29 protein-coding genes are annotated in these 26,602 nt (G+C 64.2%); 13 read left to right on the top strand and 16 right to left on the bottom strand.

The features are described from left to right. Window positions 1-8: 8 nt before the first annotated feature. From CQ14_RS29590 to CQ14_RS29560, 7 genes are all read right to left on the bottom strand, one after another. Complete coding sequence (locus CQ14_RS29590) at window positions 9-224, bottom strand: hypothetical protein (RefSeq protein ID WP_057861337.1); 216 nt, start codon at window positions 222-224, stop codon at window positions 9-11. A gap of 34 nt (window positions 225-258) precedes the next feature. Beyond that, window positions 259-1,044 carry a molecular chaperone TorD family protein gene (locus CQ14_RS29585; RefSeq protein WP_057861336.1) on the bottom strand — a complete coding sequence of 262 codons (786 nt, stop codon included), beginning with the start codon at window positions 1,042-1,044 and terminating at the stop codon, window positions 259-261. Window positions 1,045-1,171: 127 nt separating this feature from the next. Continuing rightward, on the bottom strand, window positions 1,172-1,858 hold the full coding sequence (locus CQ14_RS29580; protein ID WP_057861335.1) for a DUF3306 domain-containing protein: 687 nt from the start codon (window positions 1,856-1,858) through the stop codon (window positions 1,172-1,174). Then, the gene (locus CQ14_RS29575) at window positions 1,855-2,367 is read right to left on the bottom strand and encodes a DUF3305 domain-containing protein (protein WP_057861334.1); all 513 of its coding nucleotides are present in this window, start codon (window positions 2,365-2,367) and stop codon (window positions 1,855-1,857) included. Before CQ14_RS29575 ends, CQ14_RS29580 begins: the two co-directional genes overlap by 4 nt. Window positions 2,368-2,389: 22 nt before the next feature. Then, the gene (locus tag CQ14_RS29570; protein WP_057861333.1) at window positions 2,390-3,412 is read right to left on the bottom strand and encodes a DUF6352 family protein; all 1,023 of its coding nucleotides are present in this window, start codon (window positions 3,410-3,412) and stop codon (window positions 2,390-2,392) included. After that, window positions 3,409-3,984 (bottom strand): DUF6505 family protein, encoded by a 576-nt coding sequence (locus tag CQ14_RS29565; RefSeq protein WP_057861332.1) that lies wholly within the window; start codon window positions 3,982-3,984, stop codon window positions 3,409-3,411. The genes CQ14_RS29570 and CQ14_RS29565 overlap by 4 nt, the downstream gene beginning before the upstream one ends. Before the next feature lie 7 nt (window positions 3,985-3,991). Continuing rightward, window positions 3,992-4,747, bottom strand: a complete 756-nt coding sequence (locus CQ14_RS29560) for a biotin/lipoate--protein ligase family protein (RefSeq protein WP_057861331.1) — start codon at window positions 4,745-4,747, stop codon at window positions 3,992-3,994. Between the two features lie 168 nt (window positions 4,748-4,915). Between CQ14_RS29560 and CQ14_RS29555 the strand changes: the two genes are divergently transcribed. Together CQ14_RS29555 and CQ14_RS29550 are read left to right on the top strand one after the other, a co-directional pair. Further along, window positions 4,916-6,955 carry a 4Fe-4S binding protein gene (locus tag CQ14_RS29555; RefSeq protein ID WP_057861330.1) on the top strand — a complete coding sequence of 680 codons (2,040 nt, stop codon included), beginning with the start codon at window positions 4,916-4,918 and terminating at the stop codon, window positions 6,953-6,955. 7 nt (window positions 6,956-6,962) lie between these two features. Next, window positions 6,963-7,814 (top strand): Mrp/NBP35 family ATP-binding protein, encoded by an 852-nt coding sequence (locus CQ14_RS29550; RefSeq protein WP_057861329.1) that lies wholly within the window; start codon window positions 6,963-6,965, stop codon window positions 7,812-7,814. 16 nt (window positions 7,815-7,830) lie between these two features. Here CQ14_RS29550 and CQ14_RS29545 read toward each other — a convergent pair whose 3' ends face one another. The 3 genes from CQ14_RS29545 to CQ14_RS29535 form a co-directional block, all read right to left on the bottom strand. Further along, window positions 7,831-8,055: a hypothetical protein gene (locus CQ14_RS29545; protein WP_057861328.1), complete on the bottom strand. Its 225-nt coding sequence runs from the start codon at window positions 8,053-8,055 to the stop codon at window positions 7,831-7,833. Between the two features lie 123 nt (window positions 8,056-8,178). Beyond that, window positions 8,179-9,204: a histone deacetylase family protein gene (locus CQ14_RS29540; protein WP_057861327.1), complete on the bottom strand. Its 1,026-nt coding sequence runs from the start codon at window positions 9,202-9,204 to the stop codon at window positions 8,179-8,181. Further along, a complete protein-coding gene (locus CQ14_RS29535; RefSeq protein ID WP_245320599.1) occupies window positions 9,201-9,941 on the bottom strand; it encodes a GntR family transcriptional regulator in 741 nt (246 codons plus the stop codon). The genes CQ14_RS29540 and CQ14_RS29535 overlap by 4 nt, the downstream gene beginning before the upstream one ends. Before the next feature lie 128 nt (window positions 9,942-10,069). On the opposite strand from CQ14_RS29535, the gene CQ14_RS29530 reads away from it, so the two are divergent. The 8 genes from CQ14_RS29530 (at window position 10,070) to CQ14_RS29495 (ending at window position 19,294) form a co-directional block, all read left to right on the top strand. Then, window positions 10,070-10,858, top strand: coding sequence for a class II aldolase/adducin family protein (locus CQ14_RS29530; RefSeq protein ID WP_057861326.1), 789 nt, complete (start codon window positions 10,070-10,072; stop codon window positions 10,856-10,858). A 78-nt stretch (window positions 10,859-10,936) separates the two neighbouring features. Then, entirely contained in the window at window positions 10,937-12,469 is a 1,533-nt protein-coding gene (locus tag CQ14_RS29525) for an ABC transporter substrate-binding protein (RefSeq protein WP_430650224.1), read from the top strand. A gap of 74 nt (window positions 12,470-12,543) precedes the next feature. Then, window positions 12,544-13,515, top strand: coding sequence for an ABC transporter permease (locus tag CQ14_RS29520; RefSeq protein WP_057861324.1), 972 nt, complete (start codon window positions 12,544-12,546; stop codon window positions 13,513-13,515). Further along, window positions 13,512-14,351, top strand: coding sequence for an ABC transporter permease (locus tag CQ14_RS29515; protein ID WP_057861323.1), 840 nt, complete (start codon window positions 13,512-13,514; stop codon window positions 14,349-14,351). The genes CQ14_RS29520 and CQ14_RS29515 overlap by 4 nt, the downstream gene beginning before the upstream one ends. Window positions 14,352-14,353: 2 nt before the next feature. Further along, entirely contained in the window at window positions 14,354-15,961 is a 1,608-nt protein-coding gene (locus CQ14_RS29510; protein WP_057861322.1) for an ABC transporter ATP-binding protein, read from the top strand. Window positions 15,962-15,978: 17 nt separating this feature from the next. After that, entirely contained in the window at window positions 15,979-16,914 is a 936-nt protein-coding gene (locus CQ14_RS29505; RefSeq protein WP_057861321.1) for a 2-hydroxyacid dehydrogenase, read from the top strand. 9 nt (window positions 16,915-16,923) lie between these two features. Beyond that, entirely contained in the window at window positions 16,924-18,000 is a 1,077-nt protein-coding gene (locus CQ14_RS29500; RefSeq protein WP_082650087.1) for a phosphotransferase, read from the top strand. A 4-nt stretch (window positions 18,001-18,004) separates the two neighbouring features. Then, window positions 18,005-19,294, top strand: a complete 1,290-nt coding sequence (locus CQ14_RS29495) for an aspartate aminotransferase family protein (RefSeq protein WP_057861320.1) — start codon at window positions 18,005-18,007, stop codon at window positions 19,292-19,294. A gap of 295 nt (window positions 19,295-19,589) precedes the next feature. Here the strand turns inward: CQ14_RS29495 and CQ14_RS29490 are convergent, their stop codons facing one another. Genes CQ14_RS29490 through CQ14_RS29480 form a run of 3 tightly spaced genes read right to left on the bottom strand, consistent with a single transcriptional unit; the run spans window position 19,590 to window position 22,379 of the window. Then, entirely contained in the window at window positions 19,590-20,426 is an 837-nt protein-coding gene (locus tag CQ14_RS29490; protein WP_057861319.1) for an SDR family NAD(P)-dependent oxidoreductase, read from the bottom strand. Window positions 20,427-20,432: 6 nt separating this feature from the next. Next, window positions 20,433-21,305, bottom strand: coding sequence for an alpha/beta fold hydrolase (locus CQ14_RS29485; RefSeq protein WP_057861318.1), 873 nt, complete (start codon window positions 21,303-21,305; stop codon window positions 20,433-20,435). Between the two features lie 24 nt (window positions 21,306-21,329). Continuing rightward, complete coding sequence (locus tag CQ14_RS29480) at window positions 21,330-22,379, bottom strand: hydroxyacid dehydrogenase (protein ID WP_057861317.1); 1,050 nt, start codon at window positions 22,377-22,379, stop codon at window positions 21,330-21,332. 336 nt (window positions 22,380-22,715) lie between these two features. Here CQ14_RS29480 and CQ14_RS29475 point away from each other — a divergent pair, with 336 nt between their 5' ends. The 3 genes from CQ14_RS29475 to CQ14_RS29465 all read left to right on the top strand — a co-directional run bounded on the left by CQ14_RS29475 (window position 22,716) and on the right by CQ14_RS29465 (window position 24,317). Beyond that, the gene (locus CQ14_RS29475; RefSeq protein WP_057861316.1) at window positions 22,716-23,270 is read left to right on the top strand and encodes a thiamine pyrophosphate-binding protein; all 555 of its coding nucleotides are present in this window, start codon (window positions 22,716-22,718) and stop codon (window positions 23,268-23,270) included. 8 nt (window positions 23,271-23,278) lie between these two features. After that, window positions 23,279-23,893, top strand: a complete 615-nt coding sequence (locus CQ14_RS29470) for a thiamine pyrophosphate-dependent enzyme (RefSeq protein WP_057861396.1) — start codon at window positions 23,279-23,281, stop codon at window positions 23,891-23,893. 70 nt (window positions 23,894-23,963) lie between these two features. Next, window positions 23,964-24,317, top strand: a complete 354-nt coding sequence (locus CQ14_RS29465; RefSeq protein ID WP_057861315.1) for a VanZ family protein — start codon at window positions 23,964-23,966, stop codon at window positions 24,315-24,317. A 60-nt stretch (window positions 24,318-24,377) separates the two neighbouring features. Here CQ14_RS29465 and CQ14_RS29460 read toward each other — a convergent pair whose 3' ends face one another. From CQ14_RS29460 to hyi, 3 genes are all read right to left on the bottom strand, one after another. Then, complete coding sequence (locus tag CQ14_RS29460) at window positions 24,378-24,761, bottom strand: DUF1236 domain-containing protein (protein WP_057861395.1); 384 nt, start codon at window positions 24,759-24,761, stop codon at window positions 24,378-24,380. A 130-nt stretch (window positions 24,762-24,891) separates the two neighbouring features. Continuing rightward, window positions 24,892-25,809, bottom strand: coding sequence for a 2-hydroxy-3-oxopropionate reductase (locus CQ14_RS29455; RefSeq protein ID WP_283807284.1), 918 nt, complete (start codon window positions 25,807-25,809; stop codon window positions 24,892-24,894). Continuing rightward, window positions 25,806-26,591 carry a hydroxypyruvate isomerase gene (hyi, locus tag CQ14_RS29450; RefSeq protein WP_057861313.1) on the bottom strand — a complete coding sequence of 262 codons (786 nt, stop codon included), beginning with the start codon at window positions 26,589-26,591 and terminating at the stop codon, window positions 25,806-25,808. Before hyi ends, CQ14_RS29455 begins: the two co-directional genes overlap by 4 nt. Window positions 26,592-26,602 lie beyond the last annotated feature (11 nt).

Raw genomic sequence — 26,602 nt, 5'->3', positions numbered from 1 at the left:
TGGTCCCATCAATAGCGGTTGACGCGATAGTAGTTCTTGACGTGATCGGTTTCCTTGTAGCGCGCCTTGACGCGCTCGGCCTGCGACTCGTCCGCGACCGCCTCAGTGCCGGCGAGCGGCACAACGGCTGCTGCAGCGACCGCCGAACCGCCCATCAGAAACAGGCTGCGCCGATCCACCCCGGCGGCCCGTGACTTGTCCTTGCTGTCAGATGGCTTGCTCATTGCGATCTCCCATTTCGTTGCCTCATCGCCATTGTCAGGACAGCGTGAAGGCTTCGGATTCCAATTCCATGAAGACACGGCCGGCACGGCCGACGGCGCGGTAGAAGCGCGCCGATTGCGACATCTCCAGATCGGCGAACATCCGTGCCGCCCACGGTTTGAGATGTCGCTCGAAGAAACTTGCCTGTTCGGCGAATTCGGCCTCGAAGTCGCCGCGCGCGAGCCCGGCCATGACTTCGAGCAGAATTGCGATGTGATCTTCCGGCTCGCGCGAGGTGCCTGCGCGCTCGATCCCGAGTGCGCGCAGATCCTCGCGCACCCGCGCCAGCGGACGCTCGTGAAGGAAGCCGGTCAGATAATAGGAGGCATAGGGCAGCAGTTCGCCGCGGCCGAGCCCGATGAAGAGGTCGAAGAACTCCTTGCTGACGGCGCGATCATCTGTCGCCGCCGCGGCGGATGCGAGTTCGACATGCGCCATGCCGAGATCGGAGCCGTCGCCCTTCAGCGTGGCAACCCGCTTCAGGGTGTCCGCGTCGGGCGCCTTGCCGAGCAATAGCGACAACAGGCCGTATTCCGCGGCGCGCAGCCGGTCGATTTCGTCGACGTCAGCCTTCGATGTCGCCTGATCTTCAGGTGATCCATAAAGATCGGGACGCAGGACGAAACGGTCCACCTGCGTCAGCGCCTCGACGGCAAGAACCCGTTCGGCGGGAATGCGCGCCCACGCGGACACCGACGGCTGGGCAATTCCCAGTCCCCGCGCCAGTGACCCGACGCCACCTGCTGCTTTGATAGCTAGTTCCAGTCCGGCATCACGCATGGTGCTACCGTTTCTCCCCGCCCACTCGCGCCCACCCGTGTCCCCGGGCAAACAAACTTAGAACTGGAATTATTCCAAGTGAGGAATCTGTAACATAGGCTCGACCTATGTCCGCAAAAACTTTTGTCTAAACAATCGGTTTCGCGGTGCCATGACGTCGCACTGGTTGCTGCGGCGCAACAGTCCTTGGCAGTTCGGACTCGTCCGCCCGCGCGGTTCCATCAACCGCTTCCTCGACCATTGGAGCGGCTTCCGCCGCCACGACCGCTTCTTCAGCCCGTCTCACGGGCTGCATCGGGGGTTCCGGCTGCGATTCTGGCGGTAGATCAGGTGGCGGGGAACCGGGCGCCTCTTTCCCGGCATTTGCATCGGATTTTACACTTTCCGTTGCGGGCTCACCCATGATCTGCGCGACCATCCGCGCTACATCGACACCCGGACCGAGTTCGCCGCCGCCGGGCACCCCGCCCGGTGCATTCCAGTCATAGGCATAGTCGAGTGCGGGGCTGACATAATTGCGGATCGCGGGATCGAGCGCCCAGGATTTTCGTAAAGCCGCATTCCGCAGATGTTCGGGAACGCCTTTGCGAAGAAAGGCAGTGATATCGGTGGTCTCCGTCAGCTCTTCGAGCTTTGGCAGGGACGAGAGATCGAACTCGGGCTCCTCGGGTTGCGCTGCCGGCGGATCTGACGATTCGATCGCTTGTGCTGCCGGCGTGTCCAGCTTCGGCTCGGCCTGCTTCGCTTCCTGCTTGCGCTGCGACCATCGCGCCAGAAAGCCCTTCTCCCGGTCGGTCTCGTCCGCACCACTCATTTGCGACCCGTCCTCTCATCCGGCCCGCCGCCGGGCACGCGCGGCCGATCGCCGCTGGCGCGATCCCGCTTGCGCTTGTGGAACACGCGCTCGACATGGAATTGATCGACGAAGGCGGCAATCCAGGCGGCGATTTCCGGCGGCATCGGCACTGTGCCGATCACGTCGCAGCCGCTTTCGAACATCGCCTCCCCTTCGGTCGGGTCGGCGGTAACTTTCGTCAGCTCAAGCTCAGCGCCGCCGTCCTGGCGCCGCAACGCGACCCAGATGCGCGGCTCGCCGTCGGCGAGATTGTCGCGATAATTCGCCGTCTCCGCACTGAACAGATCGATGCTGGCCGCGCCGGCGTAATACGTCGTCGCGTCGGCCTCGGTGGACAGCGCGGTCCACGGCGCGGTCGCGGGCACCTCGTCCAGGATCATCGCCGGCGACCACAACTGGTCGACCCAGGGATTGTCGATCGAACGGCATCGCACCACCACACCGACTTCCCGCGATGCTTCGGTCATGTCAGATCCTTCCTTCGGCGGATCATGTAGCGTTCGCGGTCGCCGCAAGCGGCAACCCCGCGATCAGATTTTGCGGCTTCAGCCGCACCACCTTGTCCGCACCCATGGCGAGGATAAGATAGACCGGCTTGTCGCCGACCCGCTCATCCACCAGCCGCGCATCGTCGAACGTCAGGCGCATCAAGGCCACGATGCGTTCGGCGACGCTGCCTTCCAGCCGCTCGCCGTGCCACAGCGCATTGCCGATCCGCGTCGCCTCGCTGTCGAGGCCGATGAACCACCGCCAGTCGCGATCCTCGATCGAGGCAATGGTTTCGACCTTGACGGTAATCCCAAGCAAATGAGCGATCCAGCGCTCGATGACCCGGCACAGGGCGGCGCGCGCTTTCTTGTTACCGCCGAGATTCATGACCATCGCATGCGCGTCCGACCGCGACCAATAGGTCCAGGCGTTTTCGTCGTCCATGACGTCCATCTCGCCAAAGGACTTCGGCTGCTGCAGCATGGCCGTCAGCGGCGATGAATGCAGGTCGTGCTGGGCATGCTGCTCGGCCTCGATCACTTCGGCATCGGCCAGCAGCAACGTGCCTTCGTGAATGGCCGCGAGCTGGCTGCGATAGAACAATTCGGCCGCCCGCAAGATATAGGGGTCGTCGCAGCCTTCGAGCGCGTTGCGCAGAATCAGGTGACACAATTGCGACAGGAAGATCGGCGGCAGATCGCCGGCCCCCTTGCGGGCCAGTGCGACGTAAACCGCCTCCAGCGACGGCGCCTCCATCAGCCGGTCGCGGAAATTCATCATGAAGGACCAGTTTTCGCGCGCATCCGCATCGGCGAGCGCGGCGATGTCCGCGCCCGACACCGGTCGCAGCGGATCGGCCATCAGGCTCTCATGCAGGCGGCGCTCGGCCTCGCAGGCATCGGCCGGCGGCAGCAATTCGGGCCGCGCCAGATAGGCCATGATGAGTTCGGGCGTCGCCACCAACCCGCCGTGATCGGCGCGGCGCGTAAGGTGATGGCCCGAAGCGACCCAGAATTCTCTCATGTACGATCCGTCGTCTTGCCGTCGGTTCTGATCAACCCGCAAAGATCGACCTCATCAGCGGGTTCATCATCGCCTTCGACTTCATGGAAGGTAAAGGCGCTGGCATGGGCGTGCAACCGGTCGGCATCTGCGGCACCTAAGCGCGGCTTCAGCGTCCGAAAGCGTTCGCGGATTTCGCCGTTCTCGACGTTGCGCTGAACGGCCAGCAGCGTCTGCGGCGGATGATCGCAGAGCGAGCCGGCGAACGCGACCTCCTCCTCGGCCGCAAGACGCGCGGCATTCGCATCCGGTGCACCGAATTTATCCATCAAATGCCCGGCAAGCCGCTCGATCATCGCCTGCCGTTCCGCTTCGGTTGCTTCGGTGACGACGGCAAGGGTCGACCATCCAAAACTGTCGATCCCGAGAAAGCCCGAACGCAGCGCCACGCGCTGCTTCTGACCAAGCGTCGCCGGATCCCGGTTCCAGAACACGAACGCGCCGGAAACCGCCCATTCGCCGGGTTCCGCCGCCCGTTCGAAAACAAAGGTATCGGACGGGTCCAGCCTGATGGTACGCGGAAACTTCAACATGTCCGCCTCATTCGAACTTCGGACCCCGCGCCTGCGGATCATACCAACTGGCCCTCGCCAGCGCATCCACGAGGCTGCTCCGCTCCGGTGCTACGTTGCCGGCAGGCAGCCGCACCAGAAGATCGCCGTTGACGTCGATGCCCCGCCGTTCACCGGCCTTGTTCTTGGGGAGCCGCTCCAGGTAGTCCCGCGCGATCGCCTCAAATCCGCGCTCCTTCCAGCGGTCGAACGCGGTCATCAAATGGCGGCTGAAGCTTTCGATGATCGCATCGGTCTCGACCATCTCGAAACCTTCGCTCAGCAGGGACACGCCCGAGGCCGCCTGCACCTCCGGGATATGCGCCATCGCCGCCGCGCGCAGGATCACGCCGAACACGAGCCACCCCGGCACTTCGTCTTCAGCACAATCTGCGGGCCAGGCCAGTCGTCCGCCGCCGAGCAGTCCGGCGTCGAACCTGATGGCGTCCGGCCAGTCGAACGCGACCTCCCGCTCCGGCGGACAATGGGCGGCAATCGCGTCCGCCAGCGCATTCATGCCGGCAAAGAACGCCCGGCGCGCCGAGGCGAGCGGCTCGTCCGGTTCAAGCACCACCGCGAATTCGACCAGGTCGTAGCGGCGTACCCATACCAGCGTCCCGGCGCCCGCCTCCGCCGCGATCTCGCGCGCATGGGCAAACGCGTCGCCGAGTTCGCGCAACGCGACCAAAGTATAACCGGGCGGCAGATCGAGCGTCTGTTCCGTATCTCCGACACGACCGATCACGAAGAACTATTCCCTCATGGCTTCAAAGGCCGCCTGTGTATGCTACCCCGCACTGGCTGGCAGCGCGAGCGGCCTTATATCTTGCAGATATCCGCCCGAGCGGTTACCGCAGAACGACGGGGTGAAGCAACCGCCCGGTACGGTGCATCGGGTTCAAGGTAGTTCAACATGAATGCGGCGAAGTCTCGCCTCCTGATTTGCAGTTGCGAGAAGACCATGCCGCTCGATGCGGAAGCGATCGGCCGTGGCTGCACGGGCAAGATCACGCAGGCCAACCAGCTTTGCGGGCTCGACCTCGACCGCTTCAAGGAGGCGCTCGCCGCAGGCGCGCCGATCACGGTTGCCTGCACCCAGGAAGCGCCATTGTTTCGGGAAGTCGCGGAAAATTCTCCGCAAGCGGAGCTCACCTTCGTCAACATCCGCGAGACCGGCGGCTGGTCGAAGGATGCCACCGCCGCCGGTCCGAAAGCCGCCGCACTGATTGCCGCTGCCGGCGAAGAGATGCCGCCGCTACAGCTGGTGACGCTGGAGAGCAGCGGCGTTGCGCTGATCTATGGCCGGGATGAAATCGCAATCGAGGCGGCGCAGCGTCTCGCCGACCGGCTCGACATCACCGTGCTTCTGACCAAGCCCGGCGACGTGACCCCGCGGCGCACCAACGAATTTCCCGTGCTCAAGGGTACGATCCGCAATGCCCGCGGACATCTCGGACAGTTCGAGCTTGCGATCGACGACTATGCGCTGCCATCCCCGTCCTCGCGCGCAAAGCTCGTGTTCGGGTCGTCGCGCGATGGCGCGACGTCGACCTGCGACCTGATCCTCGATCTCTCCGGCGGCACGCCGCTGTTTCCCGCGCATGACTTGCGCCCCGGCTATTTGCGCGCCGATCCGCGCGACAAGGCCGCCGTCGAGCGCGCGATTGCGGATGCCGGCGCGCTCGTCGGCACTTTCGACAAGCCGCGCTTTGTCAATTTCGAGCCGTCGCTCTGCGCGCATTCGCGCTCGTCCATCACCGGATGCACGCGCTGTCTCGATTTGTGTCCGACCGGCGCAATCACGCCGAACGGCAACGCGGTTGCGATCGACGCCAATGTCTGCGCCGGCTGCGGCTCCTGCGCATCCGTTTGTCCGACGGGTGCTGCGTCATATGCGTTGCCGAGCGCGGACGCCCTGATGCGGCGGCTGCGGACGCTGCTGCAGACCTACCGCAAGGCCGGCGGCGGCGATGCCGTGGTGTTGTTTCACGATGGCGAGCACGGCGAGGACATCATCGATGCGCTGGCGCGGTTCGGCGACGGCTTGCCGGCCAACGTATTGCCGCTGCGCGTCAACGAAGTGACCCAGATCGGACCTGAGATCATCGCGTCCGTCTTCGCCTATGGCGGCAGCGGCGCCGCGCTGCTGACGCGCGGAAAACCGCGCCACGACATCACGGCCCTTCGCCGCGCGGTCGAAACATCAGACACCATCATCTCGGCGCTCGGCTTCGGCACTGGTTTGGTCCGGATCATCGAGACCGACGATCCTGACCAACTGCGCGCCGCGCTGGATGCGGCCCCTCGCGGGATCGCAACGCAAAAGCCGGCCAGCTTCATGCCGCGCGGCGCGAAGCGCGGTGTGCTGGAGACGACGTTTCGCGAGCTTCATCTCGCCGCTCCCACACCGGTCGACGTCGTGCCGCTCGCCCCAGGCGCGCCGTTCGGCACCGTGAACCTGAATGTCGATGGCTGCACGCTGTGCCACGCCTGCGTCACCGCCTGCCCGACCGGCGCGCTATCTGACAATCCCGACCGCGCGATGCTGCGCTTCACCGAAAGCCTCTGCGTGCAGTGCGGACTGTGCCAGTCCACCTGCCCCGAGAAGGTCATCAGCATCGAGCCGCGTCTCGACTTCCAGGCCTGGAACACGCCGCAGCGCGTGCTGAAGGAGGAAGAGCCGTTCAACTGCATCGCCTGCGGCAAACCGTTCGGCACCAAGAGTTCGATCGATCGCGTGCTGGCCAAGCTCGGCAGCGAGAGGCACTGGATGTTCCAGGGCCCCAATGCGAAACGTCTCGACGTCATCAAGATGTGCGCGGATTGTCGCGTCGAAGCGGTGGTGAACGAAAGTTTCGACCCGCATGCGGTGCCGCAGCGCCCGCCTGTGATGTCGACCGAAGATTACTTGCGCGCGCGCGAAGCAAAGAAGGACGATCCGCTTGGATCGTGAGCCGCCAGTGTCCGCCACCCCGCCAGATCTCAAGGCCCGCGCGACGTCGAAAGCAGCAGGCATTCCCGGCGTCAAGCACGTCATCGCGGTTGCCTCCGGCAAGGGCGGCGTCGGCAAGTCCACCACCTCCTGCAACCTCGCGCTCGGCTTTGCCGCGCTCGGACTGAAGACCGGCATTCTCGATGCCGACATCTACGGTCCGTCGCAACAAAAACTGTTCGGACTGCGCGGCAAGCCACGCCAACTCGGGCCCCGCATGCTGGAGCCATTGGAGCGGTTCGGCGTCAAGGTGATGTCGATCGGCTTTCTGGTCGAGGAAGACAACGCCATGATCTGGCGCGGGCCGATGGTGATCTCCGCCATTACGCAGTTGCTGCGCGAGGTCGCATGGGATGATCTCGATATTCTCGTGGTCGACCTGCCGCCCGGCACCGGCGATGCGCAGCTCACCATGGCGCAACAGGCGCCACTCGCCGGCGCCGTCATCGTCTCGACGCCGCAGGACCTCGCGCTGATCGACGCGCGGCGCGGCATCGCGATGTTTCAGAAGGTGAGCATCCCGATCCTGGGTGTGATCGAAAACATGTCGAGCTTCTGCTGCCCGACCTGCAACCACGTCACGCCGATCTTCGGCCATGGCGGCGCGCGGACGGAAGCCGAAAGCCGCGGCATTCCCTATCTCGGCGAGATCCCGCTCGATATGCAGATCCGCCAGACCTCTGACGACGGCCGTCCCATCGTCGCGGTCGAGCCCGACGGCGTCCATGCGAAGCATTACGTCGCCATCGCACGTGAAATCTGGACCGCGATCGTAACGGGCGCGGCACACCGACCGCCGCCGCGCATCGTCATCGAGTAGATGCGCGCCAGCAATTCTAGGGACTCATAAGGGCCGGATTGATCCGCTCTGCTCCACCGAGTGCCTGCAATTCGTCGCGATGCAGATCGATCATGAGAATCGACAGCAGCAGGAAAAGCGCGGCGGCGACGTAGATCAGAAGTGGCGATGCCGAGCTATTGGCCGCATCGCGCTGCGCAGCTGCGCGCTCCCGGGAATGGCTCCAGAACGGAGCCAGCAGAGCCCGCAAAGCACTGAGCATTCGGAGCGTTCTTCGCTGCATCGCGCCCCGAGCCTAGATCGGGCCCTGGCCAATGTCGAGATTTGGACATCAGGACATCGTGCCACATCTGCTTAGCAGGCGTGGCAGGAGTCGATGGGGCAGCTAACGGGCTTCCTCGAAACCGCCGAGCACAGCCGTGAGATTGGCGCCGAGAATATCGGAGAGATAACCGCCCTCCTGAACGAAAACCGTCGGCAGGCCGAGCCGCGCGATCGCCGCGCCGATGCGGCGGAAGCCCGCCGTCGTCACTGCGAGCCCGGCAAGCGGATCGTGCTCGGAGGCATCGAGGCCGAGCGCCACCACCAGCGCGCCGGGCGCAAACGCGCGGATGGTTTTTTCCGCCTCCCCAATCGCCTTTATATAATCGTCATCCCCGGTGCCCTTCGGCAACGGGATGTTGAGATTCGCGCCGAGGCCCGGGCCGGCGCCGCGCTCATGCGCATATCCCCAGACGTAGGGATAAAAGAAGACGGGATCAGCGTGGATCGACACAGTGAGAACGTCCGGCCGTTCATAGAAGATACCCTGCGTACCGTTGCCATGATGCACGTCGACATCGAGAATCGCGACACGCTCATGCGTGAGCCGCAGGTGGGCGGCTGCCACCGCGCTATTGTTTAGGAAACAGAAACCGCCAGCCATGTCGGCATAGGCATGATGACCCGGCGGCCGGCACAGCGCATAAACCGCGTCTTCGCCGTCCATGACGAGTTGCGCCGCCGTCGTGGCGACATCGGTGGCGGCACAGGCGGCGGCGTAGGTGCCCTTGCCGATCGGAGCGCCCGTATCCGCCGCGTGCCAGCCGAGGCGGCCGACGATATGCGTTGGATACGTCGCGCCGTAGCGAACGGGGTGGACGTTGGGAATCATTTCCGCTCCGGAATCGCCGAGCGCGACCCAGGCATCCCAGGCTTCTTCCATGAAACGCAGGTAGTCCGCGCTGTGCACCCGCGCCCGCGGGCCCTGGCCGAACACCGCCGGCTCGACCAGGGTGTGCTTGCCGGCCTTCAGCCCGGCCAGCAGCCGGTCGGCGCGCTCGGGCTGCTCGGTGGTGCGCTTGATCACGCCGCGCACCAGGAAGAATTGTGGATCGTGGCTGCGATGCAGTTCGGTGTAGACGGCCTTCACACGGTTACTCCGTTGGTTGGAATGAGAATCCCGCCCGGCGCTTCAGCGGCATCGCCGGCCGGCAGCGCAAGCTCGCGCGCCAGTTTTCCGACTTCGCGCCAAGCGTGACCGATATGGTAGTCGACATGCGCAGTGATGCGCTCGGGATGACCGGCTTCAATAGCCGCGAGCAGCGGCTCATGCGTCCGCGCGATCTCATGCGGGTCGTCGTAGAGACGGCCGATCAGGCCGATGACCATGCGCAGTTCTGCCGCGAGATCATCGAACAGCCGCAGCAGGCGGCGGTTATCGGCGATTTCGAAGATCAGCCGGTGAAAACGATAGTCCTCTTCCACCTGCCGCGCCGGATCGTCGAGATCGGCGGTCTTGTGCAGAACGTCGATTTGCCGCCGCAACGCGTCGCGCGATTCCGTCGTCAGGTTGCGCGCCGCCAGCACGCTGGCGTGCCGTTCAATGCAAAGCCGTAGATCGTAGATCTCGTCGATGTTCCTGATTTCGAGCTTGCGCACGAAAAAGCCGCGGCGCGGCTTCGCGACCAGCAGGCCCTGTTTTTCCAGAAGCCGGGCCGCCTCACGTACCGGCGCGCGGCTAACGCCTAATTCCCGGGCAATCCCCGCTTCCACCACCTTGGAACCCGGCGGCAAGCGGCCCTGAACGATCGCTTGGGTCAGGATGCGCGCGACCTGGCCGACCAGATCGCTGTCCGCAACGGCCGGTAATCCAACAGGAAGAGACATAGGTCGCATTGGCTAAACCCGCGTCAGTCTGTGTATATTTTTTAATCGTCGATTGTCGACAGTTTAGTCTTGCCCTAATGTCATGCCCCACGCAAGCTGAAAACGTTGGAACGTGGACAAAGGCGGAAATGACAAGCGCAGCGCAAAACACCGCAAAGGCATGGCCTGCGGCTGATGACCAGACCCTCCAAATCCGGATCGACCTTGCGGCGGCCTACCGGCTCATTCATCGACTCGGTCTCGACGACAGCATCTACACCCACATCTCGGTGCGGCTGCCGGGCCGGAACGACCGCTTCCTGATCAATCCCTACGGCCTGCGTTTCGAGGAAGTCACGGCGTCCAACCTGGTGACGGTCGACCTCGACGGAAACGTCATCGACGATCCCATGGGGCTCGGCATCAACCCGGCCGGCTTCACCATTCACAGCGCCATCCATGCCGCGCGGCATGACGCGATCTGCGTCCTGCACACGCACACGGTGGCCGGCATCGCCGTTGCCTGCCAGAAGCAGGGGCTATTGCCGCTCAATCAATGGTCGCTGCAATTCACCGGCTGCCTCGCCTATCACGACTACGAGGGCATCGCGCTCGATCTGGATGAGCGCGAGCGCCTCGTTGCCGATCTCGGCGACAAGTTCGTCATGGTCTTGCGCAATCACGGCATGCTGACCTGCGGGCGGTCCGTCGCCGAGGCCTTCAAGCTGATGCACAATCTGGAGCGCTCCTGCCGCGCCCAGCTCGCCGTGCAGTCATCGGGCGCCGAGTTCATCCCGCTTTCCGATGCGGTCGCCCGCAAGACGGCCGGCCAATACGCAACCTTCTACGACGCGATCGAACTCAACGGCGTGCCCGACAGCGAGTGGGCCGCCTTCAAGCGAATGCTCGAGCGCACCGATCCCGATTTTGCGAACTGACGACGCGCTCGGCGATGTGAGAGCGCGAAGCCCCTTTTTCTTTAAACGAGGTATGCGATGTCCAAGCGTAAGATTTTGATGAGCCTCGCCACGATGTGCGTGCTGAGTTCGGCCGCAATGGCCGATGGGCCGAAAGCAGGCGGCGTCGTCAACGCCGTGATCCAGCCCGAGCCGCCGAGCCTGATGATCGGTCTGGTGCAGAACGGTCCGACGCAGATGGTGGCCGGCAATATCTATGAAGGCCTGCTGCGCTACAGCCCCAAGCTCGACCCCCTGCCCGGCCTCGCCGAAAGCTGGTCGGTCAGCGAGGACGGCAAGGTCTACACGTTCAAGCTCGTGAAGGGCGTGACCTGGCATGACGGCAAGCCGTTCACCTCAGCCGACGTGCTGTTCACGATCGAGTTCCTCAAGCAGACGCACGCGCGCGCCCGCGGCAATCTGGTTCAGCTCGACAAGGTGGAAGCGCCGGATGAATCGACCGTCGCCTTCACGCTGAAGCAGCCGTTCGGCCCCTTCATCGGCATCTTCGAAGTCGGCTCGCTGCCGATGATCCCGAAGCACATCTATGAAGGCACCGATTTCAAGACCAACCCTGCCAACAACACGCCGGTCGGCACCGGCCCCTTCATGTTCAAGGAATGGCAGAAGGGCTCGTTCATCCATCTCGTCAAGAATCCGAACTACCACGTCAAGGGCAAGCCGAATATCGACGAGATCTATTGGCACGTGATTCCGGACGCCGCCGCGCGCTCGGTCGCCTACGAGACCGGCAAGGTCGACGTGCTGCCGGGCGGCTCGGTGGAGAACTTCGACGTGCCGCGGCTGAGCAAGCTGAAAAACACCTGCGTCACCGGCGCGGGCTGGGAATTCTTCAGCCCGCATTCCTGGCTCTGGCTCAACAACCGCTCGGGTCCCACCGCCAACAAGAAATTCCGCCAGGCGCTGATGTTTGCGATCGATCGCAACATGGCCAAGGACGTGGTCTGGAACGGCCTCGGCAAGGTCGCGACCGGCCCGTCCGGCTCGGCGATCAAGTACTACACCGGCGCGGTCCCGAAATACGATTACGATCCCGCCAAGGCAAAGGCGTTGCTCAAGGAAGCCGGCTATAACGGCGAGAAGGTTCGCATGCTGCCGCTGCCCTATGGCGAGACGTGGCAGCGCTGGGCCGAGATGGTTCGCCAGAACCTGCAGGACGTCGGCGTCAACGTCGAGATGATCGCGACCGACGTGCCCGGCTGGAACCAGAAGGTCAGCGAGTGGGACTACGACATCGCGTTCACCTATCTCTATCAGTACGGCGATCCCGCGCTCGGCGTCGGCCGCAACTATGTCTCCAGCCAGATCGCCAAGGGCTCTCCTTTCAACAACGTCGAAGGCTACTCGAACCCCGAGATCGACAAGCTGTTCGCCGACGGCGCGGTCGCCTTCCCCGATGCGGCGCGTGAGGAGATCTACGCCAAGGCGCAGAAGATCCTGGTCGAAGACGTGCCTGTCGCGTGGATGCTCGAACTGCAATTCCCGACGATTACCCGCTGCAGCGTCAAGAACCTGATCACGACTGGCATCGGCGTGAACGACGGTTTCCGCGACGCCTGGATCGAGAAGTAATCCCCCGCTCATCGGGCGTCAGGCCTCAAGTCTGACGCCCCGGAACATCGCGCCTCCAACGCCATCGACAGCTCATGATTTCCTTCATCGCCCAGCGGATCGCGAAGGCCGTCATCGTCCTTCTCGCCCTTGTCGTGCTCAACTTCTTCCTGATCCGGATGGCGCCCGGCGATCCCGCGGTGGTGATGGCGGGCGAAGCCGGCGCGGGCGACCAGCTCTTCATCGCGCAACTGCGCGAGAAGTTCGGGCTAGACCAGCCGTTGCCGGTGCAACTGTTTCTGTACGTCAAAGGCATTCTCAGCCTCGATCTCGGATTCTCGTTTCGCCAGCAGATGCCGGTCTCGAAGCTGATCCTCGATCGACTTCCGGCCACGCTGTTGCTGACGGGGACCGCGTTTGCGATCTCGCTTTTGTTCGGCATCCTGTTCGGCGCATTGGCGGCGCGGTTTGCCGGCACCTGGGCCGACACCGCGATTACGATCGCCGCCCTGATCTTCTATGCCACGCCGCTGTTCTGGGTCGCGCTGATGGCGATCCTGCTGTTTTCGGTCACGATGGATTGGCTGCCGAGTTTTGGTTACGAGACGGTCGGCGCGGGCTACACCGGGCTCGCCCATGTGCTCGATGTCGCCGCGCATCTGATTCTGCCGGCCACCACCATCGGGCTGTTCTTCATGGCCACCTATGCCCGCATGACCCGCGCCTCGATGCTCGAAGTCAACCGGCTCGACTTCGTCAAGACCGCGCGCGCCAAGGGCCTGTCGGATGCCGTGATCCAGCGCCGCCACGTGCTGCGCAACGCGCTATTGCCGGTGGTCACCCTCGCTGGCCTGCAGGCCGGCACGCTGGTCGGCGGCGCGGTGCTGACCGAGACCGTGTTCGCATGGCCCGGCATCGGCCGGCTGATGTACGAGGCGCTGCTGCAGCGCGACTACAATCTCCTGCTCGGCGTCTTCGTCGTCTGCTCGGCGATGGTGCTGGCCTTCAACCTGATCACGGACCTGGTCTATCGCTCCGTCGATCCCCGCATCGAGTTCGCGTCATGAAACAGGCCTCGCGCATGCTGTTGCGCAACCCCGGCGGCATGATCGGCATCGCGATCCTCGTCATCGCGGTCGCCGTCGCCATGTTCGGTCCCTTGCTGTTTCCAACCTCCCCCTGGCGCATGGTGCAGCGGCCGTTCCTGCCGCCGTTCACGCTATCAGGCTTTCCGCTCGGCACCGACGCGCTCGGCCGCGACGTGATGGCCGGCATCATCTACGGCGCCCGCGTCTCGCTGCTGGTCGGCCTGATTTCGACACTGGCTTCGCTCGCCGTCGGCATTCCGCTCGGCGCGACAGCCGGCTATTTCGGCGGCAAGGTCGACGATGCCCTGATGCGCTTCACCGAGTTCTTCCAGACAGTGCCGAGCTTTGCGCTCGCCATCGTCCTCGTCGCCATCATGCAGCCGTCCATCGTCTCGATCGTCGCCGCCATTGCCATCGTGAGCTGGCCTCCGGTGGCGCGGCTGGTACGTGGCGAGGTGCTGTCGCTGCGCACGCGCGAATATGTCCAGGCGGCAGTCGTGACCGGCCAGACCAACTGGTGGATCATCTGGCGCGAGATCCTGCCGAACGCGCTGTCGCCCGTCATCGTGCTCGCCTCGCTGATGGTCGCGACCGCGATCCTCCTGGAATCCTCCCTCTCCTTCCTCGGCCTCGGCGATCCCAATTTGATGTCGTGGGGCTACATGGTCGGCGCCGGCCGCACCGTGATCCGCCAGGCCTGGTGGATCACCGTTTTTCCCGGCATCGCCATTCTCGTTTCGGTGCTGGCGCTGAACCTGATCGGCGAAGGCCTCAACGATGCGCTCAACCCTCGCCTCGCCAAGGGAGGCCGCTGAGCATGACCGTCATCGTCAAGAACCTGAAGCTCGCGCTGCCGCCCGGCGGCGACCGCACCTACGCCGTGGACGATGTTTCGTTCGAGCTGTCAGCCGGAAAAATCCTCTGCGTGGTCGGCGAATCCGGGTCCGGCAAGTCGATGTGCGCTCACGCGCTGATGGGGCTGCTGCCTGATGCGGTGACGGCCGAATCCGGAGAGATTCTGTTCGAAGGAAAGAACCTCCTGTCGCTGAGTCCCGCGGAATGGCTGGCACTGCGCGGCCGCGGCATTGCGATGGTGTTCCAGGAGCCGATGACCGCGCTCAATCCGTTGATGCGAATCGGCGAGCAGATCGCCGAGATGTTCGAGGCTCACGGCCTGCTGACGCCGAAGGAGCGGCAGCAGAAGGCCCTCGCTTTGATCCGCGAGGTCGGCCTGCCCGATCCCGAACGCGCGGTGCGCGCCTATCCCCATCAACTATCCGGCGGCCAGCGCCAGCGCGCCATGATCGCGATGGCGCTAGCGCTCGAACCCGCCGTGCTGGTGGCGGACGAACCGACCACGGCGCTCGATGTCACGACGCAGGCGCAAATCCTGAAACTGATCCGCGACCTGCAGCGTCGCCGCAACATGGCGGTGATGTTCATCACCCATGATTTCGGCGTCGTCGCCGAGATCGCCGATCGCGTGGTCGTGCTTCAGCATGGCAAGGTGGTCGAGCAAGGCACAGCCGACGAAGTGCTGCTGCGCGCGCAGCATCCCTATACCCGCGCCTTGCTGGCCGCCGTGCCCACCTTGCAGCCGCCGCAGCGCGCGTCCCTGCTCGACCGCAGCAAGGCGGTGGAAGTGGTCGGCCTCGGCAAGACCTATGTCAGCGGCGGCGGCTGGTTTCGCAGCGAGCGCCGCGTGCAGGCGGCAAAGGACGTCAGCTTCGACATTTTTCGCGGCGAGACACTCGGTCTCGTCGGCGAATCCGGTTCCGGAAAATCTTCCGTCGCACGGCTAGTCATGCGTTTGATCGAACCCGACGCCGGCACCGTCCGCATCGGCGATATCGATCTCACCCGGATCGGCGGCAAGGCTTTGCGCGAGCAGCGCCGCCGCATCCAGATGGTGTTTCAGGATCCGTTTGCTTCCCTCAACCCGCGCCGGAAGGTCGGCAACATCATCACCGACGGGCCGATTGCGCATGGCGTCGATCCGGCGGCGGCGCGAAAGCGCGCCGGCGAATTGCTCAGCCTCGTCGGCCTCAGCGCGAGTGCGATGGAACGGTTTCCGCATGAGTTTTCCGGCGGACAGCGGCAGCGCATCGGCATTGCGCGGGCGCTGGCGCTCGATCCGGAAATCCTGGTGGCCGACGAGGCCGTCTCCGCGCTCGACGTATCCGTTCAGGCGCAGGTGCTGGAACTACTGGAAGATTTGAAGGCGCGACTGGGCCTGTCGATGCTGTTCATCACCCACGATTTGCGCGTGGCCGCGCAGATCTGCGACCGGATCGCGGTGATGCAGCACGGCGCGATCGTCGAGCTCAAGTCCGCCGCCCTGCTGTTTGCGGCTCCCGAGCACGCCTACACGCGCGAGCTGCTGTCCGCCGTGCCCGGACAAACGTCGTCATCCAAGGCCGCATGAACGGGGCCGCCTGAACGATGCGCTGTGTTCTCGTCAGTAAGAGCCTCGATCTCCGCGGATATCTCGGCGCGCAATTCCTCCGTGCCGCCGGTCGCATCGAAATCGTCAATCATCCGCACCATGGGCCCGCCACGGACATCCGCCTTGCCGTGGCCTGGCACCCGCCGGACGATGCATTCGATCACTACCCCAATCTGCAGGCGGTCTGTTCGATCGGCGCCGGCGTCGACAACATCCTGACCTGCCCCAGCCTGCGTCCCGATGTCGAAGTGATCCGCGTCGTCGATCCCGCGCAGGCGCAGATGATGTCGGGTTTTGTGGCCTGGCACGTCATCGGCCATCAACGAAGATTTGCGGCCTATCAGGCACAGCAGCGCGAGGAACGCTGGCAGCGTCTGGCCCTTCGCCGAGCGCAGGATGTGCCGGTCGGCATTTTGGGATTTGGCGAGATTGGCCGCACGGTAGCCACCGATCTCGCGCAACTCGGTTTCCCGGTCATGGCGTGGAGCCGGACTGCAAAGGAGACGCCGCCGGGCATAAGCGGCTTCGCCGGCGCCGCCGGTCTCGATGCCATGCTCGGCCAGACCGAGGTTTTGGTGAACCTGCTGCCGCTGACGCCAGAGACCCGGGGCATCCTCAACCGCACGACATTCGCCCGGATGTATCGCGGCGGCTACCTGATCCAGGTCGGCCGCGGCGAGCACCTGGTCGAAGCCGACCTGCTCGCCGCGCTGGAGAGCGGCCAGTTGGCCGGTGCTGCGCTCGACGTGTTCGCAACCGAGCCGCTGGCGCCGCGCCATCCGTTCTGGCGGCATCCCCGCATTGTCGTCACCCCGCACGACGCCTGCGAGGTGAGCGTGGAGGCGATCGGCGCGACGTTTCGCGCCACCGCGGAAGCGATACGGGCCGGCCGCCGGCCGCCGCACTCCATCGACCGCGCACGCGGCTATTGAGCAAGACCAATGAATATTCAAGTGCCGGACTCGTCTGCCACGACCGCTACCGCTCACCCCATCGACACGCTACGCGCCGCGTCCGCCATCCCGGAAGTGCAGGCGCAACGGCTGGCGGCCGAGCATTACGGCCTGATCGCCGCCGTGCACCGGCTCGACAGCGAGCGCGACCAGAATTTTCGGCTGCGCTCGCTGAGCGGACGCGAATATGTCCTGAAGATTGCCAATCCCGCGGAAGACCGCGCGGTGACCAACCTGCAGACGGAAGCCCTGCTTCACCTCGCGGCCACAGATCCCGACTTGCCGGTGCCGCGGATCTTTCCGGCGCGGAACGGCATGACCGAACTGGATATTGCGTTCGACGACGGCTCGACGCGGGTCGTGCGCCTGTTGTCATTCCTTTCGGGAACGCCGATGCATGCGGTGACAGGATCGGCTGCCCTGCGGCGCGATCTCGGGCGCTGCGCCGCGCGGCTGGCGCGAGGCCTTTCCGACTTCAGTCATCACGGCGCCAATCACAAACTGCTGTGGGACCTGCAGCACGCCGCCGAAGTGCATCACCTGGTCGACGCCGTTCCAGCTGAGCGGCGCGGCCTGATCGAGGACGTTCTCGGCGGTTTCAAGGCCTACGCGCTGCCAGTGCTTGCGCAGTTGCCCAGCCAGCCCGTGCACAATGACCTCAACCCGCACAATGTCGTCGTCGATCCCGAAACCTGCGCTGGCGTTGCCGGTATCATCGATTTCGGCGACCTCACCTGCACGGCGCGAGTAAACGACCTCGCGATCACGGCTGCCTATCAGGTTGCCGACAACGACGATCCGCTGGCTCCGGCCTGCGAGATGATCGCGGCCTATCATGCCGTGCTGTCGCTCGAGCGGGCCGAACTCGACGTGCTGTTCGACCTGATCGCCACGCGTATGGCCATGACGGTCGTCATCAGCACTTGGCGCGCCGCCCGTTATCCTGCTAACCGGAACTACATTCTGCGCAACAATGCCGCGGCCTGGGCGCGGCTACAGCGCATGGTGAAACTCTCGCGGGACCAGGCGAGATTTCAGATCCAGCGCGCCTGCCATCTGGAGTAACGAGATGTCCGCCGCCGACGAGGCCACACAAGACCTGATCGCGCGCCGCAATCGCCTGCTCGGTCCGGCATACCGGCTGTTCTACGAACAGCCGGTGCAATTCGTCCGCGGCGAAGGCGTCTGGCTGTACGACGCTTCAGGACATCGTTATCTCGACGCCTACAACAACGTAGCCTCCGTCGGGCACTGCCACCCGCACGTCGTGCAGGCGATTGCGCGGCAGGCCGGCGTGCTCAACACCCATACACGCTATTTGCATGAGACCGTGCTCGACTTCGCAGAACGGCTGCTGGCGACATTTCCGCACCAGATCGGCCACGTCATGTTCACCTGCACCGGCAGCGAGGCCAATGACCTCGCGCTTCGGGTAGCGCGAACCTGCACCGGCGGCACCGGCTTCATCGTCACCGCAAACGCCTATCACGGCGTCACCAGCGCGCTGACGGAACTGTCGCCTTCGCTCGGGCTGCCACTTCCGCAAGGAAGTCACGCGCGACTGATACCGGCGCCGGGTTCGGGCGAGAACGCCACTGAAATCTTTGCCGGGCACGTCAGCGCCGCCCTGGAGGACATGAAGAGGAGCGGCATCCGCCCGGCAGCGCTGCTGGTCGATACGATCTTTTCAAGCGACGGCGTATTCGCCGATCCGCCCGGCTTCCTGCGGCCGGCGGTCGAGGCCACACGTGCCGCCGGCGCGCTGTTCATTGCCGACGAAGTGCAGCCCGGCTTCGGCCGCTGCGGCGAAGGGATGTGGGGTTTTGCGCGCCACGGCCTCGTGCCTGATCTGGTCACCATGGGCAAGCCGATGGGCAACGGCCATCCCGTCGCCGGCATGGCCGCGCGCCCGGAACTTCTGGCGGAGTTCGGCCGAAGGTCGCGCTACTTCAACACTTTCGGCGGCAACCCGGTTTCGGCATCGGCCGGCATTGCGGTTCTCGACGTGATCGCTGCAGAGGGATTGGTGGAGAATGCGCGGGACACCGGCGCTTATCTAATCAAGCTCATCAAGGGCTTGCAGGCGCGACACCCATTGATCGCCGGGGTACGTGGCTCCGGCCTGTTCGTCGGCGTCGAGTTGCGAAGCGGTGGGCCGAACGGCACACCTGCCACGGCGGAGGCCACGCGCATCGTAAACCTGTTACGCGAGCGACGCGTGCTGATCAGTTCGGCCGGCCCGCATGGCAACGTGCTCAAGATCCGGCCGCCGCTGGTGTTCGGCACGGAACACGCAGACATGCTCATCCAGCGCCTCGATCAGGCGCTGGCCGAACTGGAGGTGATGTCAGAGCAATAAGGAGCGACTTAAGCGCCGGCGGACGGCAGGCTGGCGGCCGCGATAGCCACGATCTGGGACAACCGGCGGCCGATCCGGGAGGACGCGCTGCTCAGCAATGAACGAACCTGTCGCATCTCTTCGTCTTCCATATGCGCCGGGGGGCAAGGCGCACACGGAAAATGGTCTCTCGTGGCTAAGTAGTCGAGATGTCAGGGAAAATAGCAATGCGTGCTTCGTTGGAGCGCCATTTGGCAGTGGAATTATTGCCGTGAACGCTCCGCTGGCGGAGGAAATTTTCTCGTCCGTTTCGGACCTATAATCCGGTGATGCCGCTGTCGACCGCCAGCGTCTGGGCATTAACGTAGACACTCTCGTCGGAAATGAAGAACAGCGCCGCATAGGCGATTTCCCAGCCCGTCGCCATCCGCCCGAACGGTACGCCCGCCGCACTTCGCGACGGCCGGCCGGCGCTGGTGTGGCGGCCGAGCGGCGTGTCGACCAGGCCGGGGCAGATGGTGTTGGCGCGGATGCCGCGCCGGGCACCTTCCTTGGCGACATTGCGCATCAGGCCGCCGAGCGCCGCCTTCGACGTGTCATAGGCTATCAATTGCGAGCCGGAACGAAGCGCTGCGATCGACGAGATGAACACGATCGAGGAACCATCGGCGATATGCTTGAGCGCCTTGCGGCAGCAGAGCATCGGCCCGGTCAGGTTGACCGCAAACGTGTCGTTCCATTCCTTGAGATCGACCCCTTCGAGACCGAGCGCGCCAACGCCGATGCCGACATTGAGCACCATGCCGTCGAACCCGCCGAGTCCCTCCCGCGCCTCGTCGATCATCCGGTTCACGGAGTCTTCGCGCGAAATGTCGGCTTCGATCGAAAAGGCCTTGCCACCCTCGGCAACGATGCGCTGGACGGTATCGTCGGCGCTGGCCCGGTTCACGTCGGCGACCGCAACCTGCGCCCCTTCCCGCGCAAACAGCAGCGACATCGCCCGGCCGTTTCCGACAGGATCGGTGGCGGCATCGAACGTCCGCTGCCCGCCGCCGACGACCAGAATCTTGCGGCCCTGAAGCCGTCCGCGGCCCGGCGCCTCGCCCGTAGATTCCGCGCTGAGCTGGCGCACATAGCGAATTTTGTCTGACATGATCTCTTATCCCAAATTTTGCGCGGCCTGCTGCGCGCCAAGAAGTTTGCGCAGCGAACCCAAAACTTCTTTGGGCCTGTCGTGGTGAAGCCAGTGCCCGGCGCCTGCGATCTTCACCAGTTCGGCCTGTTTGAAATGCGCGAGCAGGCCTTCGGGGTCCGGCAGAAAGCTTTCGTCGCCCCACATCAACAGCGTCGGACAGGCGATGCGCGACCACAGGGCGACATATTCGTCCGACGACAGCCGGTACGGCGCCCTCGCCCGCTGATAATGGTCGAACTTCCAGCGGTAGAGGCCATCAGTACCTTTCCGGACGCCATGGCTGGCAAGATGAAGCGCCAATGCCGGCGTCAGCCGCTTGTTGCGTGTTGAAAGCCGCTGCGCGGCCTCCTCGATATTGCGGAACGTACTCTCCTGACGCTCCGCAATGCGGTCGAGCTGGTTGATCCAGCGCGTCATCTGTTCGTGAATCGGCGCCGGCTGCGAGCCTGAAAGGAATGCGCCGTCGAGCACGCCGAGACGCGACACCTGCTCCGGATAGGTCCCGGCGTAGGCCAGCGCGACCATGCCGCCCATCGAATGGCCGACAATCGCTGCATCCCGCAATTCCGCGAAACGCATCAGCCGGGTAAGGTCATAGACATGGTCGGTCAGGCTGTAGCTGCTGCCCTTCGCCCATTCGGAATCGCCGTGCCCGCGCAGATCGGGCGCCACGATATGAAAATGCGGCTGCAATTCTCGCGCAATCGCATCCCAGTTGCGGCAGTGGTCGAGGCCGCCATGGACCAGGATCAATGGCGGCGCGGTTTCATTGCCCCAGTCGACATAGTGCAGCCGCAGCCCCTGCGACTCGTAAAAGCGATCTGCCGGTTCGGCCATCGTGTCTCTCGCAGCGGTGACGGCCTATTTCGGCGCAAATCCGAACGTCCGCTCGAAGCGCTTGGCGTAATCGGGCCACACCTCGGGGTTGACGATGCGCGGCGGCCGCTTGCCGTCGAGCGCATCGAGAATCTGCTCGGCGGCGATCTTGCCCATGTTGATGCGCGCTTCCCTGGTCACACCCGCCGTGTGCGGGCTCGCCAGCACGTTGTCGAACTGCAGCAGCGGATGCTGCGGCGGCGGCGGCTCCTTGTCCCAGACATCGAGGCCGGCGCCGGCGATGCGCTTGTCGCGCAGCGCATCATACAGCGCCTCCTCGTCGTGAATGAAGCCGCGCGCCGTGGTGACGAAGAATGCGTGCGGCTGCATCAGCGCAAACTCGCGCGCGCCGATCATGCGGCGGTTGTCCTTGGTGAGCGGGCAGGAAATTGAAACGAAATCCGAGCGCTGCATCAGGTCGCGCAGCTCGACCTTTTCGCCGCCGCGGGCGGCGATTTCTTCCGCGCTCAGATAGGGATCGTAAGCGATCACCTTCATATGCAAGAGGCCCTTGCAGAGCTCGGCGATGCGGCGGCCGACATTGCCGATGCCGACGATGCCGACCGTCTTGCCCTGCACCTCGTTGCCGATCAGTGAGTTCCGATTAACATTGGCCTCGCGTCGCAGCGCGCGGTCGGATTCGAGGATGCGCTTGGACAGCGTCAGCATCATGCCGAGCGCATGCTCGGCGACCGAATTGGCATTGCCGCCGGTTTGATTGACGACGAGCACACCGGCCGCCGTGCAGGCATCGACATCCACGGGATCGAAGCCCGCACCATTCGAGGAGACGATCAGAAGGTTCGGCGCCCGCCGCAACAGGTCCTGGTCGACGTGGAAATGCTTCGCGATCTCGTCGCGCGCAGCCCCGACCTGATAGGCATGCGCCGCCGACAGGATCGGCGCCGCGACCGTGTCGGGGCTGTCGTTTTCCAGCCGGTCGAGCCGCACATCGGCGCGCGCCTTCAAGATATCGACATAGATCTCGTGGGCGAGATATTTGACATAAAACACGCGCTTGTTGTTGACGGTCATTTTCCTTGGCAACTTTCAGGTCGGAAGAACGTGGAGCTTGTGGTTCGACGGGTGGCCGCTCGCGAGCAGATCAGGGTGCAAGTCTCGGTGGAAGTATGGGCAGAGTGGATACGGCCGCCAGCGCCGCCGTACTGGCAGCAGTCCGGACACATCCAGCCATGGCACCCCTCCCGATTTCTTTCTTGTTTATCTCATATGGTCGCATGCTGGCTGAAGCGGCGCGGGGCGCAGAGCAGGATACGATCAGGACATGTTGACAATCCCGCCGATGGCGTCAAGTTTTGCCGTTCCAGGGATGAGCGCGAACGAAAGATGTCGCGGGTAAGGAGACCAAAAATGGCGGTTGCGGAGGAAAAAACCTCGCCCGAAACCTCTGAGAAGAGCTGGCACGGCATCGTGCTGCAGACCCTCAAGCGCAACGATGTCCGCCTCGTCCCCTACGTGCCCGACCGCGTCCTGACGCCGCTGATCAAGAACCTGCACGCCGACCCGTTTTTTACGACCTTCGCCACCGCGCGCGAGGAGGAAGCAGTCGGCATCGTCTCCGGCGCCTGGATGGGCGGCATGCGGAGCGCAGTGCTGATGCAGACATCGGGTTTTGCGACGCTCGCGAACGTGCTGGCCTCGCTGGCGATCCCCTATCAGATCCCGCTGATCATGTTCGTCTCCGAGCGCGGCACGCTCGGCGAATTCAATTACGGTCAGTCGCTGGTGTGCCGCACCATGCGCCCGGTGCTGGATTCGCTGGCGATGGAGCACCACACCATCACCCGACTGGATGAACTCGAATTCATCGCCGACCGCTCCATCAAGCAGGCCGTCACCACGCAGGCGCCGGTGGCGCTGATCCTCTCGCCGCTTTTGACCGGCGGCAAGGCCTTCGACAAGTGAGCGATCTCATGAGCACCACCAACGACACCCCTGCCCGCAACACCCAGGTGATGAACCGCTTCGACCTCACCTCGCGGCTGATCGCGAAACTGAAGAACGAGGAAGCCGTGATCGGCGGCATCGGCAACACCAATTTCGACCTGTGGGCCGCCGGCCACCGGCCGCAGAATTTCTACATGCTCGGCAGCATGGGCCTCGCCTTCCCGATCGCGCTCGGCGTCGCGCTGGCGCAACCGGACCGTCGCGTGTTCGCGCTCGAAGGCGACGGCTCGCTGCTGATGCAGTTGGGATCGCTCTCGACGATCGCGACGCTTGCTCCGAAAAACCTCACCATGGTGGTGATGGACAACGGCATCTACCAGATCACCGGCGCGCAACCGACGCCAGGCGCCGCCGTCGCCGACCTCGTTGCCATCGCGGTCGCGAGCGGACTCACCAATAGCACCTGGGCGGCGGACGAGGACGATTTCGAGCGCCTGATCGAGCAATCCCTGTCGGCCGCAGGCCCGACGCTGATCGGCGTGCGCATCGACGACAAGCCGGGCACAGGGACCACCCGCCGCGATCCCGTGCAGATCCGGGAGCGCTTCATGCACGGTATGGGCGTACGGGAGCCGCTCTGAGGGATTAACCACACATTGCCTCGATCGTGCGTATGGACTTACCGCACGGAATGTGTGCTATGCCGTCCCGATGACGATCATCCCTCGACTTATCGCCTGGGGCCTTGCCGCGGCCATTGCCTTCGCAACCCTCGGACCGGCCGAACGGCGACCGCACTTGAATCTCGGACAGACCGGCGAACATGCGCTTGCCTTCCTGCTGCTGGGGATCGCCTTCGGGCTGGCCTACACGCGCAACCGTTCGCTGACGGCGATCCTCGTCATCGCCTTCACCGGTCTGATCGAAATCCTGCAGTTCTGGGCGCCAGGCCGGCACGCCCGGATGTCGGATTTCGTGGTCGACGCATTGGCTGCATCGCTCGGCCTCGTGGTTGCCGCGGCGCTCGACTGGAAGCTCAGGCGAACGCAGCGATCGCTGCCGTGACCCAAAAAATTCCTCGCAGGCGCCGCCCGCGAGGAATGTCAGCCAACTGCCTGGGCCGCGTCAGTCGAGGATTCTCACGACCCTTCGCGTGCGCGGCTCCACGATCACCCGGCGATCGTTGACCACGGCATAACGGTATTCGGTGTGCTGCGGCACGGTGCGCAGTTCAACCGTCGGCGGCAGCGGCTCACCCACCACTACGTGTTCACGAACGACGACAGAACGATCGCGCGGAACCGAGTTGATCACCGCGTTCGGAATTTCCACGGCCGCGCCGACCGCAGCACCGACGGTACCGCCGACGATGGCGCCGACCGGACCTGCGGCTTCACCACCCCTCGCGGCGCCTTCCGCCGCGCCTTGCGCGGTGGTCGACTGGGCAAACGCCGCGCCCGGCATCAGCAGCGAAGCGGCAACCAGTGAAACAGCCAAACGACTATTCATTGCATCCTCCAGTAAATCGATGATGCATTTCAACCACTGGAAGCGCCGGAAGTTCCGGTTCCAATACGCCAGCAAAAAGGGCCGCGCCGAAATCTCGACGCGGTTCCAAGTCACAGGGAGAAACAAGAAATCAGGCCTTGGCGACCTCGTGGCTTGCCATCATTTCGAGCGCGCGCACCATTCCCGAATGATCCCAGGCCTTGCCGCCATGCGCCGCGCAGGATGAGAACAATTGCTGCGCGACCGCCGTGCTCGGCAGCGCAATGCCGAGCGCCCGCGCGCCCTCCAGCGCCAGGTTGAGATCCTTCTGGTGCAGCTCGATACGGAAGCCCGGCTCGAAGTTGCGCTTCACCATGCGCTCGCCATGCACTTCGAGAATGCGCGACGAGGCAAAGCCGCCCATCAGCGCCTGCCGCACCAGCGCCGGATCCGCGCCGGCTTTCGATGCGAACAACAGCGCCTCGCCGACCGCCTCGATCGTCAGCGCGACGATGATCTGGTTGGCGACCTTGGTCGTCTGTCCGTCGCCATTGGCGCCGACGAGGGTGACGTTCTTGCCCATCTTGTCGAATATAGGCTTCACGGTGTTGAACGCCCGCTCCGGTCCGCCGACCATGATGGTGAGGCTCGCCGCCTTGGCGCCGACTTCGCCGCCGGAAACCGGCGCATCGAGATAGTCGGCGCCGAGCGCCTCCACCTTCTTGGCAAATTCCTTGGTGGCCAGCGGCGAGATCGAACTCATGTCGACGACGATCTTCCCCTTCAAGGATCCCTTCGCAACGCCATCAGGCCCGAACAGCACGGCTTCCACATGCGGCGTATCCGGCACCATGATGATGACGATTTCAGCCTGTTCGGCGACGTCCTTGGCCGACTTGCAGACCACGCCGCCGGCGGCAACCAGCTCCGGTGCGACAGGAACGACATCATGCAGGAACAGGCGGTGGCCGGCAGCCTGGAGATGGCCCGCCATCGGGCGCCCCATGGTGCCAAGGCCGATAAAGCCGATATTGGTCATTTCAACTCCCCTTTGTCGTTTCTTGTTCAGGTGTCGGCCGTCAACGCGGCGTGCCAACCGAGGCCTTCGACCGTCGTCGTCCTCGGTTTGTATTCGCAGCCGATCCAGCCACGATAACCAATAGCGTCGAGATGGCGGAACAGGAAGGGATAGTTGATCTCGCCCGTACCCGGCTCGTTGCGGCCGGGATTGTCGGCAAGCTGGACATGGGCAATGCGCGGCAGATGTTTTTGCAGGGTTCGCGCAAGGTCACCCTCCATCACCTGCATGTGGTAGATGTCGTACTGCACGAACAGATTGCTCGAGCGCACGTCGGCAATGAGCTGAAGCGCCTGCGCCGTCCTGTTCAGGAAGAAGCCGGGAATATCGATCGTGTTGATCGGCTCGATCAGGAGCTTGATCTGCTCTTTCGCAAGCGCGTCCGCCGCGAAGCGCAGATTGCCGATCAATGTCTCGTTGAGATCGGTCGTATCAGCGCCGTCAGGCGCGATGCCGACGAGGCAGTTGAGCTGGCGGCAATCGAGCGCCCTGGCGTAATCGATGGCGCGCGCGACGCCGTCGCGAAACTCGTCGACCCGGTCACGCAGAATGGCGATGCCGCGCTCGCCGGCGCCCCAATTGCCCGCCGGGAGATTGTGCAGCACCTGGGTCAGCCCGTGCTGGTGCAACTGCTCGCGCAGATCGGCCTTGTCGAAATCGTAGGGGAATAGATATTCGACCCCGTTGAAGCCCGCAGCCTTGGCGGCGGCGAAACGATCGAGGAACGGCTGTTCGCCGAACAGCATGGTGAGATTGGCGGCAAATTTCGGCACGGTTGGATTCT

This window comes from Bradyrhizobium lablabi, assembly GCF_001440475.1.
Classification (GTDB): Bacteria; Pseudomonadota; Alphaproteobacteria; order Rhizobiales; family Xanthobacteraceae; genus Bradyrhizobium; species Bradyrhizobium lablabi.
Note: the sequence above shows the minus strand (reverse complement) of the source record. Positions and strands in the feature narration are given on the sequence as shown.

Bases quoted from the DNA above. Each gene is read 5' to 3' on its own strand.
- CQ14_RS29545 (WP_057861328.1), bottom strand. From the start codon at position 8,055: ATGCTCAGTGCTTTGCGGGCTCTGCTGGCTCCGTTCTGGAGCCATTCC.
- CQ14_RS29575 (WP_057861334.1), bottom strand. From the start codon at position 2,367: ATGACCGAAGCATCGCGGGAAGTCGGTGTGGTGGTGCGATGCCGTTCG.
- CQ14_RS29495 (WP_057861320.1), top strand. From the start codon at position 18,005: ATGTCCGCCGCCGACGAGGCCACACAAGACCTGATCGCGCGCCGCAAT.
- CQ14_RS29465 (WP_057861315.1), top strand. From the start codon at position 23,964: ATGACGATCATCCCTCGACTTATCGCCTGGGGCCTTGCCGCGGCCATT.
- CQ14_RS29520 (WP_057861324.1), top strand. From the start codon at position 12,544: ATGATTTCCTTCATCGCCCAGCGGATCGCGAAGGCCGTCATCGTCCTT.
- CQ14_RS29470 (WP_057861396.1), top strand. From the start codon at position 23,279: ATGAGCACCACCAACGACACCCCTGCCCGCAACACCCAGGTGATGAAC.
- CQ14_RS29500 (WP_082650087.1), top strand. From the start codon at position 16,924: ATGAATATTCAAGTGCCGGACTCGTCTGCCACGACCGCTACCGCTCAC.
- CQ14_RS29590 (WP_057861337.1), bottom strand. From the start codon at position 224: ATGAGCAAGCCATCTGACAGCAAGGACAAGTCACGGGCCGCCGGGGTG.
- CQ14_RS29480 (WP_057861317.1), bottom strand. From the start codon at position 22,379: ATGACCGTCAACAACAAGCGCGTGTTTTATGTCAAATATCTCGCCCAC.
- CQ14_RS29530 (WP_057861326.1), top strand. From the start codon at position 10,070: ATGACAAGCGCAGCGCAAAACACCGCAAAGGCATGGCCTGCGGCTGAT.
- CQ14_RS29510 (WP_057861322.1), top strand. From the start codon at position 14,354: ATGACCGTCATCGTCAAGAACCTGAAGCTCGCGCTGCCGCCCGGCGGC.
- CQ14_RS29555 (WP_057861330.1), top strand. From the start codon at position 4,916: ATGAATGCGGCGAAGTCTCGCCTCCTGATTTGCAGTTGCGAGAAGACC.
- CQ14_RS29535 (WP_245320599.1), bottom strand. From the start codon at position 9,941: ATGTCTCTTCCTGTTGGATTACCGGCCGTTGCGGACAGCGATCTGGTC.
- CQ14_RS29565 (WP_057861332.1), bottom strand. From the start codon at position 3,984: ATGTTGAAGTTTCCGCGTACCATCAGGCTGGACCCGTCCGATACCTTT.
- CQ14_RS29490 (WP_057861319.1), bottom strand. From the start codon at position 20,426: ATGTCAGACAAAATTCGCTATGTGCGCCAGCTCAGCGCGGAATCTACG.
- CQ14_RS29460 (WP_057861395.1), bottom strand. From the start codon at position 24,761: ATGAATAGTCGTTTGGCTGTTTCACTGGTTGCCGCTTCGCTGCTGATG.
- CQ14_RS29515 (WP_057861323.1), top strand. From the start codon at position 13,512: ATGAAACAGGCCTCGCGCATGCTGTTGCGCAACCCCGGCGGCATGATC.
- CQ14_RS29475 (WP_057861316.1), top strand. From the start codon at position 22,716: ATGGCGGTTGCGGAGGAAAAAACCTCGCCCGAAACCTCTGAGAAGAGC.
- CQ14_RS29525 (WP_430650224.1), top strand. From the start codon at position 10,937: ATGAGCCTCGCCACGATGTGCGTGCTGAGTTCGGCCGCAATGGCCGAT.
- CQ14_RS29570 (WP_057861333.1), bottom strand. From the start codon at position 3,412: ATGAGAGAATTCTGGGTCGCTTCGGGCCATCACCTTACGCGCCGCGCC.
- CQ14_RS29485 (WP_057861318.1), bottom strand. From the start codon at position 21,305: ATGGCCGAACCGGCAGATCGCTTTTACGAGTCGCAGGGGCTGCGGCTG.
- CQ14_RS29580 (WP_057861335.1), bottom strand. From the start codon at position 1,858: ATGAGTGGTGCGGACGAGACCGACCGGGAGAAGGGCTTTCTGGCGCGA.
- CQ14_RS29585 (WP_057861336.1), bottom strand. From the start codon at position 1,044: ATGCGTGATGCCGGACTGGAACTAGCTATCAAAGCAGCAGGTGGCGTC.
- CQ14_RS29505 (WP_057861321.1), top strand. From the start codon at position 15,979: ATGCGCTGTGTTCTCGTCAGTAAGAGCCTCGATCTCCGCGGATATCTC.